Origin of the sequence: Delftia sp. S65 (assembly GCF_016516495.1) — a bacterium.
GTDB lineage: Bacteria > Pseudomonadota > Gammaproteobacteria > Burkholderiales > Burkholderiaceae_C > Comamonas > Comamonas acidovorans.
In genome coordinates this window covers 145,230-157,085 of sequence record NZ_JACVUR010000009.1, presented here as the reverse complement: position 1 = coordinate 157,085, position 11,856 = coordinate 145,230, and the positions used below count along the sequence as shown (strand labels likewise).

At 59.9% G+C, this 11,856-nt stretch carries 20 protein-coding genes and 1 tRNA gene; 20 read left to right on the top strand and 1 reads right to left on the bottom strand.

From position 1 onward, the window contains the following. Window positions 1-504: 504 nt before the first annotated feature. From IAE24_RS10980 to IAE24_RS10890, 19 genes are all read left to right on the top strand, one after another. A complete protein-coding gene (locus IAE24_RS10980) occupies window positions 505-666 on the top strand; it encodes a hypothetical protein (RefSeq protein ID WP_013804445.1) in 162 nt (53 codons plus the stop codon). Then, a complete protein-coding gene (gene rplN / locus IAE24_RS10975) occupies window positions 663-1,031 on the top strand; it encodes a 50S ribosomal protein L14 (RefSeq protein ID WP_012202964.1) in 369 nt (122 codons plus the stop codon). Before IAE24_RS10980 ends, rplN begins: the two co-directional genes overlap by 4 nt. 10 nt (window positions 1,032-1,041) lie before the next feature. After that, window positions 1,042-1,362: a 50S ribosomal protein L24 gene (rplX, locus tag IAE24_RS10970; RefSeq protein ID WP_012202965.1), complete on the top strand. Its 321-nt coding sequence runs from the start codon at window positions 1,042-1,044 to the stop codon at window positions 1,360-1,362. A gap of 10 nt (window positions 1,363-1,372) precedes the next feature. Beyond that, window positions 1,373-1,912 carry a 50S ribosomal protein L5 gene (gene rplE, locus IAE24_RS10965; protein ID WP_012202966.1) on the top strand — a complete coding sequence of 180 codons (540 nt, stop codon included), beginning with the start codon at window positions 1,373-1,375 and terminating at the stop codon, window positions 1,910-1,912. Between the two features lie 8 nt (window positions 1,913-1,920). Continuing rightward, window positions 1,921-2,226, top strand: coding sequence for a 30S ribosomal protein S14 (gene rpsN, locus IAE24_RS10960; protein WP_012202967.1), 306 nt, complete (start codon window positions 1,921-1,923; stop codon window positions 2,224-2,226). 20 nt (window positions 2,227-2,246) lie between these two features. Next, window positions 2,247-2,642 (top strand): 30S ribosomal protein S8, encoded by a 396-nt coding sequence (gene rpsH, locus IAE24_RS10955; protein ID WP_012202968.1) that lies wholly within the window; start codon window positions 2,247-2,249, stop codon window positions 2,640-2,642. Between the two features lie 24 nt (window positions 2,643-2,666). Continuing rightward, window positions 2,667-3,200, top strand: a complete 534-nt coding sequence (gene rplF / locus IAE24_RS10950; protein ID WP_199960545.1) for a 50S ribosomal protein L6 — start codon at window positions 2,667-2,669, stop codon at window positions 3,198-3,200. An 11-nt stretch (window positions 3,201-3,211) separates the two neighbouring features. Next, window positions 3,212-3,577, top strand: coding sequence for a 50S ribosomal protein L18 (rplR, locus tag IAE24_RS10945; RefSeq protein ID WP_012202970.1), 366 nt, complete (start codon window positions 3,212-3,214; stop codon window positions 3,575-3,577). Between the two features lie 15 nt (window positions 3,578-3,592). Next, window positions 3,593-4,114 carry a 30S ribosomal protein S5 gene (gene rpsE, locus IAE24_RS10940; protein ID WP_012202971.1) on the top strand — a complete coding sequence of 174 codons (522 nt, stop codon included), beginning with the start codon at window positions 3,593-3,595 and terminating at the stop codon, window positions 4,112-4,114. A gap of 14 nt (window positions 4,115-4,128) precedes the next feature. Further along, on the top strand, window positions 4,129-4,311 hold the full coding sequence (gene rpmD / locus IAE24_RS10935; protein WP_012202972.1) for a 50S ribosomal protein L30: 183 nt from the start codon (window positions 4,129-4,131) through the stop codon (window positions 4,309-4,311). Window positions 4,312-4,322: 11 nt separating this feature from the next. Further along, window positions 4,323-4,754, top strand: a complete 432-nt coding sequence (rplO, locus tag IAE24_RS10930; RefSeq protein ID WP_012202973.1) for a 50S ribosomal protein L15 — start codon at window positions 4,323-4,325, stop codon at window positions 4,752-4,754. Window positions 4,755-4,778: 24 nt separating this feature from the next. Further along, complete coding sequence (gene secY / locus IAE24_RS10925; RefSeq protein ID WP_012202974.1) at window positions 4,779-6,098, top strand: preprotein translocase subunit SecY; 1,320 nt, start codon at window positions 4,779-4,781, stop codon at window positions 6,096-6,098. A gap of 132 nt (window positions 6,099-6,230) precedes the next feature. Beyond that, a complete protein-coding gene (rpmJ, locus tag IAE24_RS10920; protein ID WP_003050535.1) occupies window positions 6,231-6,344 on the top strand; it encodes a 50S ribosomal protein L36 in 114 nt (37 codons plus the stop codon). A 22-nt stretch (window positions 6,345-6,366) separates the two neighbouring features. Beyond that, a complete protein-coding gene (gene rpsM, locus IAE24_RS10915; protein WP_012202975.1) occupies window positions 6,367-6,732 on the top strand; it encodes a 30S ribosomal protein S13 in 366 nt (121 codons plus the stop codon). An 18-nt stretch (window positions 6,733-6,750) separates the two neighbouring features. Then, window positions 6,751-7,155 (top strand): 30S ribosomal protein S11, encoded by a 405-nt coding sequence (rpsK, locus tag IAE24_RS10910; RefSeq protein WP_012202976.1) that lies wholly within the window; start codon window positions 6,751-6,753, stop codon window positions 7,153-7,155. Between the two features lie 90 nt (window positions 7,156-7,245). Then, a complete protein-coding gene (gene rpsD, locus IAE24_RS10905) occupies window positions 7,246-7,869 on the top strand; it encodes a 30S ribosomal protein S4 (protein WP_012202977.1) in 624 nt (207 codons plus the stop codon). A 112-nt stretch (window positions 7,870-7,981) separates the two neighbouring features. Beyond that, window positions 7,982-8,980 (top strand): DNA-directed RNA polymerase subunit alpha, encoded by a 999-nt coding sequence (locus IAE24_RS10900; protein ID WP_012202978.1) that lies wholly within the window; start codon window positions 7,982-7,984, stop codon window positions 8,978-8,980. A 186-nt stretch (window positions 8,981-9,166) separates the two neighbouring features. Further along, the gene (gene rplQ / locus IAE24_RS10895) at window positions 9,167-9,559 is read left to right on the top strand and encodes a 50S ribosomal protein L17 (RefSeq protein ID WP_012202979.1); all 393 of its coding nucleotides are present in this window, start codon (window positions 9,167-9,169) and stop codon (window positions 9,557-9,559) included. 21 nt (window positions 9,560-9,580) lie between these two features. Beyond that, a tRNA-Met gene (locus tag IAE24_RS10890) sits at window positions 9,581-9,657 on the top strand. Window positions 9,658-9,738: 81 nt separating this feature from the next. On the opposite strand, the gene IAE24_RS10885 is transcribed toward IAE24_RS10890, so the two are convergent. Continuing rightward, window positions 9,739-10,056, bottom strand: coding sequence for a hypothetical protein (locus tag IAE24_RS10885; RefSeq protein ID WP_012202980.1), 318 nt, complete (start codon window positions 10,054-10,056; stop codon window positions 9,739-9,741). A 294-nt stretch (window positions 10,057-10,350) separates the two neighbouring features. Here IAE24_RS10885 and IAE24_RS10880 point away from each other — a divergent pair, with 294 nt between their 5' ends. Then, complete coding sequence (locus IAE24_RS10880; RefSeq protein WP_199960544.1) at window positions 10,351-11,856, top strand: DASS family sodium-coupled anion symporter; 1,506 nt, start codon at window positions 10,351-10,353, stop codon at window positions 11,854-11,856.

The window sequence follows — 11,856 nt, the reverse complement described above, 5'->3', positions numbered from 1 at the left end:
AAACGCCCTGCACTGCAGGGCGTTTTGCTTTTGGAGGCAGATGTAAGCCAAGGAAAGATTGTCAAAATTGATGGATATCTATCTTTGATTGTTTTTATGAATCAAAATGCTGCTCATGGCATCTCGTGACGGTGCCGGCGAACAGCAGCCAGCACAAGGCTGACGAGGGAGGGGGAATGATGAAGAAAGCGCTTGAAAGTCCGTTTTCCGCAGGGCAAGGGCCGTGCCCGAGCCCAACGCGGTGGCCCCAAGCCGCTGCGATGTCTGCGCCGCCGTAGTACGCGCGGCCAGCCCGCAGCAGACGATTGCGTTGAGTCTGCCACCCTTTGCCGAGCCCGCCAGGCTCGGCTTTTTTATGGGCGTTTCCGATGGTTTGCGGCCATCGGCAGGCCCAGCTTGCTCCTGGGTTGATAGCGCTCTTGTGGGGGTTGCGCAACGCTGCCGGCCAGGGGTGGAAAAGGCAGCTAAGGGTTTGACGCGCAAAGGAATTTCTGGGACAATCCCATGCTTCACGTGAAAATCGTGAAGTTATCTGCCCAGTGGAAGCGCCGAGAAATGGTTTTCGGCGTGGACGACGGGCCCAAGACTGACTGGCTGCTCGCGGCCCTTGAGAAGACTCTGGGGCTGTCGAGTGTTTGCTGGAGCAAGTTGGGAATATTGAAATGATCCAAACAGAATCTCGGTTAGAGGTTGCCGACAACACCGGCGCGAAGTCTGTTCAGTGCATCAAAGTGCTGGGCGGTTCTCATCGTCGCTATGCGAGTGTTGGTGACATCATCAAGGTGACCATCAAGGAAGCTGCACCGCGTGGACGCGTCAAAAAAGGCGAGGTCTACAGCGCGGTCGTGGTGCGTACGGCGAAGGGTATTCGCCGTGCTGATGGCTCGCTCGTCAAGTTCGACGGCAACGCCGCCGTTCTGCTGAACGCCAAGCTGGAGCCTATCGGCACCCGCATCTTTGGCCCCGTGACTCGTGAACTGCGCAACGAAAAGTTCATGAAGATCGTGTCCCTGGCACCTGAAGTTCTCTAAAGGAAGCACCATGAACAAGATTCGCAAGGGCGACCAAATCATCGTGCTGACCGGCCGTGACAAGGGCAAGCAAGGCGTGGTCTCGGCTCGCAAGGACGATTCCCACCTGTTGATCGATGGCATCAACATGGTGAAGAAGCACGTCAAGCCGAACCCCATGAAGGGCACCACCGGCGGTATCGTGGAAAAGGCCATGCCTATCCACCAATCCAACGTGGCCATCTTCAATGCAGCGACCGGCAAGGCTGATCGCGTGGGCATCAAGGTGCAGGCCGACGGCACACGCGTTCGCGTGTTCAAGTCCAGCGGCGCCGAAATCAAGGCGGCCTAAGGGGTAACACATGGCACGACTGCAAAAACTGTATCGCGAAAAGATCGCGGCTGAACTCAAGGAAAAGTTCGGCTACACCTCCTCCATGGAAGTGCCCCGTCTGACCAAGATCACCCTGAACATGGGTGTGAGCGAAGCCGTGGCCGACAAGAAGGTGATGGACAACGCCGTGGCTGACCTGACCAAGATTGCTGGTCAGAAGCCCGTGGTGACCAAGGCCAAGAAGGCTATCGCCGGCTTCAAGATCCGTGAAGGCCAGGCCATTGGCTGCATGGTGACCCTGCGTGGCGTTCAGATGTATGAATTCCTGGACCGTTTCGTCACCGTGGCTCTGCCCCGCGTGCGTGACTTCCGTGGTATCTCCGGCCGTTCTTTCGACGGTCGCGGCAACTACAACGTCGGCGTCAAGGAACAGATCATCTTCCCCGAAATCGAGTACGACAAGGTGGACGCTCTGCGTGGTCTGAACATCAGCATCACGACGACAGCTCGGACCGACGATGAGTGCAAGGCACTGCTCGCCGCTTTCCGTTTCCCCTTCAAGAACTGAGGTGGCGCATGGCTAAAGTTGCATTGATCCAGCGCGAACTCAAGCGCGAAAAGCTGGCAGCCAAGTACGCTGCCAAATACGCAGAACTGAAGGCAATCGCCGCTGACGCAAAGCGCAGCGACGAAGAGCGCGACGCCGCTCGCCTGGGCCTGCAGAAGCTGCCCCGTAACGCGAACCCCACTCGCCAGCGCAACCGCTGCGAGATCACGGGTCGTCCCCGTGGCACCTTCCGTCAATTCGGTCTGGGCCGCGCCAAGATCCGTGAACTGGCCTTCGCTGGCGACATCCCCGGTGTCACCAAGGCCAGCTGGTAAGCAAGCAGGAGAGATTAAACATGAGCATGAGTGATCCCATCGCTGACTTGCTGACCCGCATCCGCAATGCACAAATGGTCTCCAAGACCACCGTGACGGCTCCTTCCTCCAAGGTCAAGGTTGCCATCGCCCAGGTGCTGAAGGATGAAGGCTACATCGACGGCTTCCAAGTGAAGACCGACGCTGGCAAGTCCGAACTCGAAATTACCCTGAAGTACTACGCCGGCCGTCCGGTGATCGAGCGCATCGAGCGCGTGAGCCGTCCCGGCCTGCGCGTGTACAAGGGCCGTGACGCAATCCCCCAGGTCATGAACGGTATGGGCGTTGCCATCGTCACCACTCCCAAGGGCGTGATGACGGATCGCAAGGCACGCGCCACTGGCGTGGGCGGCGAAGTGCTGTGCTACGTGGCCTAACGGACATTAAGGAGAAATACTGAAATGTCTCGCGTAGCAAAGACTCCCGTGGCCATCCCCGCAGGCGTGGATGTGTCCATCAAAGACGACCAGATCAATGTGAAGGGCACCGGCGGCACGCTGTCGCAAGCCCAGAACGTTCTGGTGAAGATCTCCAACAACGAAGGCAAGCTGTCTTTCGAGCCCGTCAATAACTCGCGCGAAGCCAACGCCATGAGCGGCACCATGCGTCAGCTGGTGAACAACATGGTGGTGGGCGTGAGCAAGGGCTTCGAGAAGAAGCTGTCGCTGGTTGGCGTGGGTTTCAAGGCTTCGGCCTCGGGCTCCAAGCTGAACCTGGCGATCGGCTTTTCGCACCCGGTGAACTTCGAAATGCCGGCCGGCATCACTGTCACCACCCCCACACCGACCGAAATCTTGGTCAAGGGTGCTGACCGCCAGGCCGTTGGCCAAATGGCTGCTGAGATCCGTGCCGTTCGTCCTCCCGAGCCCTACAAGGGCAAGGGCATCCGTTACTCGGATGAGAAGGTCGTGATCAAAGAGACCAAGAAGAAGTAAGGAGCTGCATTATGTTGACCAAGAAAGAGCAGCGTCTCCGTCGTGCCCGCCAGACCCGCATCCGCATTGCACAGCAAGGCGTGGCACGTCTGAGCGTGAACCGTACGAACCTCCACATCTACGCAAGCGTGGTGTCGGAAGACGGCACCAAGGTGCTGGCTTCGGCCTCCACCGCCGAAGCCGAAGTGCGCACCCAACTGGGTGCCATCGGCAAGGGTGGCAACGTGGCTGCCGCTACGCTGATTGGCAAGCGCATTGCCGAGAAGGCGAAGGCTGCCGGCGTGGAGAAAGTGGCTTTCGATCGCGCTGGTTTCGCATACCACGGCCGCGTGAAGGCTTTGGCAGAAGCCGCTCGTGAAGCCGGCCTGCAGTTCTAAGCGGAGCGGATAGAAATGGCAAAGTTTTCTCCCAAGGTGCAAGACGAAGGTCGTGACGACGGTCTGCGCGAAAAAATGATCGCGGTGAACCGCGTCACCAAGGTTGTGAAGGGCGGTCGTATCCTCGGCTTCGCTGCACTGACCGTGGTTGGCGATGGTGATGGCCGCGTTGGCATGGGCAAGGGCAAGTCGAAGGAAGTGCCTGCAGCCGTGCAAAAGGCGATGGAAGAATCCCGTCGCAACATGATCAAGGTGTCTTTGAAGCACGGCACGATCCATCACACGGTGATGGGTCAGCATGGCGCAGCATCCGTGATGCTGAACCCCGCTCCCAAGGGTACCGGCATCATTGCCGGCGGCCCGATGCGCGCCGTTTTCGAAGTGCTGGGCATCACCGACATCGTGGCCAAGAGCCATGGTTCGTCGAATCCCTACAACATGGTCCGCGCGACTTTTGACGCTCTGAAGCACTCCACGACCCCTTCGGAAGTGGCAGCCAAGCGCGGCAAGTCGGTTGAAGACATCTTCACCGCCTGATCGGAGTCAATCACATGACAACGCAACAAACCGTGAAGGTGCAACTGGTGCGCAGCCCCATTGGCACCAAGGAATCGCACCGCGCCACCGTCCGTGGCCTGGGCCTGCGCAAGCTGAACAGCATCAGCGAACTGCAGGACACGCCTGCCGTGCGCGGCATGATCAACAAGATCAGCTACCTGGTCAAAGTTCTCTGAAAGGATTGATGATGGAACTCAATAGCATCAAGCCTGCAGAGGGCTCCAAGCACGCCAAGCGCCGTGTCGGTCGCGGCATCGGCTCCGGCCTGGGCAAGACTGCCGGCCGTGGTCACAAGGGTCAGAAGTCGCGTTCGGGTGGCTACCACAAGGTGGGCTTCGAAGGCGGTCAAATGCCTCTGCAGCGCCGTCTGCCCAAGCGTGGCTTCAAGTCGCATCTGCTGAAGTTCAATGCAGAAGTGACCCTGTCCGCTCTGGAACAGCTGGGCCTGGCCGAAGTCGATCTGGCAGCTCTGAAGCAAGCCGGTCTGGTTGGTGAAATCGCAAAGGTGGTCAAGATCATCAAGAGCGGTGAAATCAGCAAGGCTGTCAAGCTCAACGGCATCGGCGCTACCGCCGGCGCCAAGGCTGCCATCGAAGCTGCCGGTGGCAGCATCGCCTGATTAATGATCTGAAAGAAGACATCCGTGGCTACTAGCGCAGCTCAAATTGCAAAAACCGGAAAATTCGGCGATCTTCGCCGCCGTCTGGTTTTTCTGTTGCTCGCGCTGGTCGTTTACCGGATCGGGGCTCATATCCCCGTGCCGGGCATCGATCCAGCGCAGCTGCAGCAGCTGTTCAATGGCCAGCAGGGCGGCATTCTCAATCTGTTCAACATGTTCTCGGGTGGGGCGCTCTCGCGCTTCACGGTGTTCGCACTGGGGATCATGCCGTACATCTCGGCATCGATCATCATGCAGCTCATGACCTACGTGGTCCCTACATTCGAGCAGCTGAAAAAGGAAGGTGAATCGGGTCGTCGCAAGATCACCCAGTACACCCGCTACGGCACATTGGGCCTGGCGATTTTTCAGTCCCTGGGAATTGCCGTGGCTCTGGAAAGCTCCGCAGGTCTGGTTCTGAGCCCTGGCTTCGGCTTCCGCCTCACGGCGGTGGTCAGCCTGACGGCCGGCACCATGTTCCTGATGTGGCTCGGTGAACAGATCACGGAACGTGGTCTGGGCAACGGCATCTCGATCCTCATCTTTGGAGGTATCGCCGCAGGTCTGCCGAGCTCCATCGGTGGTCTGCTGGAGCTGGTGCGCACCGGTGCCATGAGCATCCTGGCCGCGATCTTCATCGTTCTCGTGGTGGCAGCCGTGACGTACTTCGTCGTGTTTGTCGAGCGGGGACAACGCAAGATCCTGGTGAACTATGCGCGTCGTCAGGTGGGTAACAAGGTGTATGGTGGCCAGTCTTCGCACTTGCCGCTGAAGCTGAACATGGCGGGGGTCATTCCTCCCATCTTCGCTTCCTCGATCATCTTGCTGCCGGCGACCGTTGTGAACTGGTTCAGTGCAGGGGAATCCATGCGCTGGCTGAAGGACATTGCTAGCACGCTGACCCCCGGTCAGCCGATCTATGTGATGCTCTACGCCACTGCCATCATCTTCTTCTGCTTCTTCTACACGGCCCTGGTGTTCAACAGCCGGGAAACCGCCGACAACCTGAAGAAGAGTGGTGCCTTCATCCCCGGGATCCGTCCCGGTGACCAGACGGCCCGCTACATTGACAAGATCCTGGTTCGCCTGACCCTGGCTGGCGCGGTGTACATCACATTCGTGTGCTTGTTGCCCGAGTTCCTGATCCTGAAGTACAACGTTCCGTTCTACTTCGGTGGCACATCACTGCTGATTATTGTGGTGGTGACCATGGACTTCATGGCCCAGGTGCAGAACTACATGATGTCGCAACAGTACGAATCGCTCCTCAAAAAGGCGAACTTCAAAGCGACACTTGGCAATTGAACTAAGTGATGGGCCTGGCCGGCGGCGCCGGCGGGTCCAGTAAGAGTTAGTAGACGCCCACTCGATCTATCCATCGCGGGCATGTTTCCCGGTCGATAGGCCGTAACGGATGTAGAGTTTTAGGAGAATGAAATGAGAGTTTCGGCTTCGGTCAAAAAAATCTGCCGTAACTGCAAGATCATCCGCCGCAAAGGTGTGGTGCGAGTGATCTGCACGGACCAGCGCCACAAGCAGCGCCAGGGTTGATAGGAAAGTTTGAGGACGAATAATGGCACGTATCGCTGGCATTAACATCCCGCCGCATCAGCACGCTGAAATCGGCCTGACCGCTATCTATGGGATCGGTCGCACCACTGCACGCAAGATCTGCGAAGCCGCTGGCATCGCATATTCCAAGAAAATCAAGGAACTGACTGACGGTGATCTGGAAAAGATCCGTGATCAGCTGACTTCCCTGACTCTGGAAGGTGATCTGCGTCGCGAAACAACGATGAACATCAAGCGTTTGATGGACATCGGTTGCTATCGCGGTTTCCGTCATCGTCGTGGCCTGCCCATGCGTGGTCAACGTACCCGCACGAATGCACGTACCCGCAAGGGTCCGCGCAAGGGTGCCGCGGCTTTGAAGAAATAAAGAGATTGAAAGATCACTATGGCTAAGTCTCCCGCAAACAACGCTGCACAGCGCGTTCGCAAGAAAGTCCGTAAGAACATTTCGGACGGCATTGCCCACGTGCACGCTTCGTTCAACAACACGATCATCACCATCACCGACCGCCAAGGCAACGCTCTGTCGTGGGCCTCGTCGGGTGGCCAGGGCTTCAAGGGTTCGCGCAAGTCGACTCCCTTCGCTGCCCAGGTGGCTTCGGAAGTGGCTGGTCGTGCTGCCATCGAACAGGGCATCAAGAACCTGGACGTCGAAATCAAGGGTCCCGGTCCTGGCCGTGAATCCTCGGTTCGCGCCCTGGGCGCCCTGGGCATCCGCATCACTTCCATCGCGGACGTGACGCCGGTTCCCCACAACGGCTGCCGCCCTCAAAAGCGCCGTCGTATCTAAGCTTTTTCACCAAGCCCACCGCCGCCCAGATGTGTAACATCGCGGGCGGCTCCCGTGCTTGTGCACGGCAGATGACACAAAGGAAATCAAGTGGCACGCTATATCGGCCCCAAGGCCAAACTCTCCCGCCGTGAAGGCACTGACCTGTTCCTGAAGAGCGCACGTCGCTCGATCGCCGACAAGTCCAAGTTCGACACCAAGCCCGGCCAGCACGGCCGCACTTCCGGTCAGCGTACTTCCGACTTCGGCCTGCAGCTGCGTGAAAAGCAGAAGGTCAAGCGCATGTACGGCGTGCTGGAAAAGCAATTCCGCCGCTACTTCGAAGCCGCCGACAAGAAGAAGGGCAACACCGGTGCCAATCTGCTGTCGCTGCTGGAGTCGCGTCTGGACAACGTGGTGTACCGCATGGGCTTCGGCTCGACCCGCTCGGAAGCGCGTCAGCTGGTGTCGCACAAGGCCATCACGGTCAACGGCCAATCCGTCAACATCCCTTCCTACATGGTGAAGGTGGGTGACGTGGTCGCCGTGCGTGAAAAGTCCAAGAAGCAGGCTCGTATCGTCGAAGCCCTGCAACTGGCTGGTCAAGTCGGTTTCCCCGCATGGGTGGAAGTGTCTGCCGACAAGGCTGAAGGCACGTTCAAGAAGTCGCCTGACCGCGACGAGTTCGGTGCAGACATCAACGAATCCCTGATCGTTGAGTTGTACTCGCGTTAATTCCGCGCAGCGACATTTCTGTAAAACCGTCCCCCAGCCGCGAGGCATCGCGCTGGGGTGCTTCACCAGCCTTACCGGTGTAACGAGCCGGGGGTATTGAGAGGAAGTCTGCATGCAAACCAATTTGCTGAAGCCCAAGACGATCAATGTCGAGCAGCTTGGCCACAATCGCGCCAAAGTTGTTCTGGAGCCGTTTGAGCGTGGCTACGGCCATACGCTGGGCAACGCCCTGCGCCGTGTCCTGCTCTCGTCCATGGTGGGTTACGCAGCGACGGAAGTGACGATTGCTGGTGTGTTGCACGAGTACTCGTCCATCGACGGTGTCCAGGAAGATGTGGTCAACATCCTGCTGAACCTCAAGGGTGTGGTGTTCAAGCTGCACAACCGCGATGAGGTCACGCTCTCGCTGCGCAAGGATGGCGAAGGCGTCGTGACGGCGCGCGACATCCAGACGCCCCACGACGTGGAAATCATCAACCCTGATCATGTCATCGCCAACCTGTCGCAAGGCGGCAAGCTGGACATGCAGATCAAGGTGGAGAAGGGCCGTGGCTATGTGCCCGGCAACGTGCGCCGCTATGGCGACGAGTCCACGAAGTCGATCGGCCGCATTGTGCTGGACGCTTCGTTCTCGCCCGTCAAGCGCGTGAGCTACGCCGTCGAATCGGCCCGCGTTGAACAACGCACCGACCTCGACAAGCTGGTGGTGGAGATCGAAACCAATGGTGCGATCACTGCCGAGGACGCCGTGCGCGCATCCGCCAAGATCCTGGTGGAACAGCTCGCCGTGTTCGCTCAGCTGGACGGCGGTGATATCGCCAGCGTCTTCGATGCTCCGGCCGGTGGCCGTGGTGCCGCAACTGCCTTTGATCCCATCTTGCTGCGTCCCGTGGACGAGCTGGAACTCACCGTGCGTTCGGCCAACTGCCTCAAGGCAGAGAACATCTACTACATCGGCGACCTGATCCAGCGTACCGAAAACGAGCTGCTCAAGACCCCCAACCTGGGTCGCAAGTCGCTCAACGAGATCAAGGAAGTCCTGGCTTCCCGCGGTCTGACGCTGGGCATGAAGCTCGAGAACTGGCCGCCTGCTGGCCTGGAAAAGCGCTAAGCACTATAATTGCAGGCTCTCCTTTTTGGAGAGCCTCAGTGCCTCGGGCAGTACCTGATACGGCTGCACGAATTAATCAACAACTTGCGCAAATTCGGTTGAGGCAAGCTGCAGATCCGGTAACGGGTCCAGGCTTGCATCCTTGTTTGCGCAAGCCCTAATTACATATTTTAGGAATAAAGCACCATGCGTCACGGTCACGGCCTCCGCAAACTCAATCGCACCTCTTCGCACCGCCTGGCGATGCTGAAGAACATGATGAATTCGCTCATCGAGCACGAAGCCATCAAGACCACCGTTCCCAAGGCCAAGGAACTGCGCCGCGTGATCGAGCCCATGATCACCCTGGCCAAGGTCGATACCGTTGCCAACCGCCGCCTGGCATTCGACCGCCTGCGCGACCGCGACAGCGTGACCAAGCTCTTCAACGAGCTGGGCCCCCGCTTCGCAAAGCGTCCTGGTGGCTACACCCGTATCCTGAAGATGGGCTTCCGCGTGGGCGACAACGCCCCCATGGCCTTCGTGGAACTGGTCGAGCGCGCTGAAGAAGGCGCCGCCGAAGCCAAGGCAGCTGAATAATCTGCTATAATTTTGGAATACCGCGCGATGGAGCAGTCTGGTAGCTCGTTGGGCTCATAACCCAAAGGTCGGAGGTTCAAATCCTTCTCGCGCAACCAAATTGAAAAGGGCTACGACACTGTCGTAGCCCTTTTTTCATGCCCTCGCGCCAGGGCAAAGGCCAGGCGGACAGCCCGGCATCAGCCGCCCAGCTGGTTGCCGATGCGCTGGCCCAGCCGCAGGCGCACGCGGTGGGCGATTTCCTGGGCGACCTCGGGGCTGAGCACTTCGCTGATGTGCAGCAGCTCGGTGTAGTGCATGTACAGAAGGCCGCGCAGGGTCTTGAATGCGGCCTCGTGCTCGGCGCCGCAGACGCTGGCGTCATTGGCCAGCACGCGCTCCACCACACCGGCCTGCAGCAGCGGGATCTTGCATATGACGGCGTGGCGGGCGATCTCCAGGTCGATCTCCTGGAGCCGGCATTCCCATTCCTCGGGCAAGAATCGGTTGGCTGGCATGTCGGCTTTTCTCCTTTTTTCACTGCATGGGTACACCGGGGCGAAAGGCACCCGGTCTGGGGATGCTGTCATGTGAGCGGGGCTCGGTGGCCTGGGTCGCCAGGTTTACTGGCCCGGCCTTGATGCCTGTCAAACTTCGGTGGCGCAGGCGCCCGCTGGAAGCTGGGCTCATGCTGCACTGCATCATGATGTCAGTCATGCGGCGCGGCCGCCAGTGCCCGTGCAGGCTGGTGGGCTTTTGCTCCCGGCAGGCCATGCGCTCTCGGCGCCGCTCCGGCAACGCAAAGGATCCACATGCTCGAGAAGATCGTCTCGCTGTTCCGCTATTTCAAGGCGGCCGTGCCGTTCCGGCTGGTGCCGGCACTGATTGCCACCGCCGTGCTGTTCGGCCTGCTGCTGATGCCCGTGCCCGAGGGGCTGACGCCCAAGGGCTGGCAGCTGGTCGCCATTTTCCTGACCACCATCGTGGCCATCATCCTCAAGGTCATGCCCATCGGCGTGATGGCCTTGATGGCCATCGTCATCGTCTCGCTGTCCCAGGTCACCTCCGGCTCGTCCAAGGGTGCCATCACCGATGCGCTGAGCAGCTTTTCCAGCCCGCTGATCTGGCTGATCGTGGTGGCCATCCTGATCTCGCGCGGCCTCAAGAAGACGGGGCTGGGCAGCCGCATCGGCCTGATGTTCATCGCCCTGCTGGGCAAGCGCACCATCGGCATCGGCTACGGCCTGGCGATCTGCGAGCTGGTGCTGGCTCCGTTCACGCCCAGCAACACGGCGCGTGGCGGCGGCATCGTGCACCCGATCATGAAGTCCATCGCCAATGCCTTCGAGTCGGACCCGGCCAAGGGCACGCAGGGCAAGGTGGGCACCTACCTGGCCCTGGTCAACTACCACGCCAATCCCATCACCTCGGCCATGTTCCTGACCGCCACCGCGCCCAACCCGCTGGTGGTGGATTTCGTGGCCAAGGCGACGGGCCAGGCCCTGCACCTGAGCTGGACCACCTGGGCGCTGTACATGCTGCTGCCGGGCCTGCTGTGCCTGCTGCTGATGCCGCTGGTGATCTACCTGCTGTCGCCGCCCGAGCTCAAGGCCACGCCCAATGCCGTGGAGTACGCCCGCAGCGAGATGGCGCGCATGGGGCCGCTGTCGGGCAAGGAGCGCGTGATGCTGGGCACCTTCGGCCTGATGCTGTTGCTGTGGGCCAACGTGCCGCAGATGCTGTTCGGCCCGGCCTTCGTGCTGGACCCCACCGTGGTCGCCTTCCTGGGCCTGTTCGTGCTGATCATCACGGGCACCATCGACTGGGATGACGTGCTGTCCGAGAAAAGCGCATGGGACACGCTGGTGTGGTTCGGCGCCCTGGTCATGCTGGCCGAGCAGCTCAACAAGCTCGGCGTGGTGTCCTGGTTTGCCGTGGGCATGAAGAACGCCATCGTCGCCAGCGGCCTGGACTGGCTGCCGGTGGCGGCCATCCTTGTGGGCGTGTTCGTGTTCTCGCACTACCTGTTCGCCAGCACCACGGCCCACATCAGCGCGATGATGCTGGCCTTCCTGACCGTGGGTGCGCAGCTGATTCCGGCCGACTATGTCGTGCCCTTCATGCTGATGATGACAGCCGGCTCGGCCATCATGATGACGCTGACCCACTACGCCACCGGCACTTCGCCCATCATCTTCGGCAGCGGCTACGTCACGCTGGGCAACTGGTGGCGGGTGGGGGCGGCCATGTGCGTGATCGAGCTGCTGATCTTTGCCGTGGTCGGCAGTGTCTGGTGGAAGCTGCTGGGCCTGTGGTGA

Coding starts and splice junctions, on each gene's coding strand:
- IAE24_RS10980 (WP_013804445.1), top strand. CDS start 505: ATGCTTCACGTGAAAATCGTGAAGTTATCTGCCCAGTGGAAGCGCCGA.
- rplN (WP_012202964.1), top strand. CDS start 663: ATGATCCAAACAGAATCTCGGTTAGAGGTTGCCGACAACACCGGCGCG.
- rplX (WP_012202965.1), top strand. CDS start 1,042: ATGAACAAGATTCGCAAGGGCGACCAAATCATCGTGCTGACCGGCCGT.
- rplE (WP_012202966.1), top strand. CDS start 1,373: ATGGCACGACTGCAAAAACTGTATCGCGAAAAGATCGCGGCTGAACTC.
- rpsN (WP_012202967.1), top strand. CDS start 1,921: ATGGCTAAAGTTGCATTGATCCAGCGCGAACTCAAGCGCGAAAAGCTG.
- rpsH (WP_012202968.1), top strand. CDS start 2,247: ATGAGCATGAGTGATCCCATCGCTGACTTGCTGACCCGCATCCGCAAT.
- rplF (WP_199960545.1), top strand. CDS start 2,667: ATGTCTCGCGTAGCAAAGACTCCCGTGGCCATCCCCGCAGGCGTGGAT.
- rplR (WP_012202970.1), top strand. CDS start 3,212: ATGTTGACCAAGAAAGAGCAGCGTCTCCGTCGTGCCCGCCAGACCCGC.
- rpsE (WP_012202971.1), top strand. CDS start 3,593: ATGGCAAAGTTTTCTCCCAAGGTGCAAGACGAAGGTCGTGACGACGGT.
- rpmD (WP_012202972.1), top strand. CDS start 4,129: ATGACAACGCAACAAACCGTGAAGGTGCAACTGGTGCGCAGCCCCATT.
- rplO (WP_012202973.1), top strand. CDS start 4,323: ATGGAACTCAATAGCATCAAGCCTGCAGAGGGCTCCAAGCACGCCAAG.
- rpmJ (WP_003050535.1), top strand. CDS start 6,231: ATGAGAGTTTCGGCTTCGGTCAAAAAAATCTGCCGTAACTGCAAGATC.
- rpsM (WP_012202975.1), top strand. CDS start 6,367: ATGGCACGTATCGCTGGCATTAACATCCCGCCGCATCAGCACGCTGAA.
- rpsK (WP_012202976.1), top strand. CDS start 6,751: ATGGCTAAGTCTCCCGCAAACAACGCTGCACAGCGCGTTCGCAAGAAA.
- IAE24_RS10900 (WP_012202978.1), top strand. CDS start 7,982: ATGCAAACCAATTTGCTGAAGCCCAAGACGATCAATGTCGAGCAGCTT.
- rplQ (WP_012202979.1), top strand. CDS start 9,167: ATGCGTCACGGTCACGGCCTCCGCAAACTCAATCGCACCTCTTCGCAC.
- IAE24_RS10885 (WP_012202980.1), bottom strand. CDS start 10,056: ATGCCAGCCAACCGATTCTTGCCCGAGGAATGGGAATGCCGGCTCCAG.
- IAE24_RS10880 (WP_199960544.1), top strand. CDS start 10,351: ATGCTCGAGAAGATCGTCTCGCTGTTCCGCTATTTCAAGGCGGCCGTG.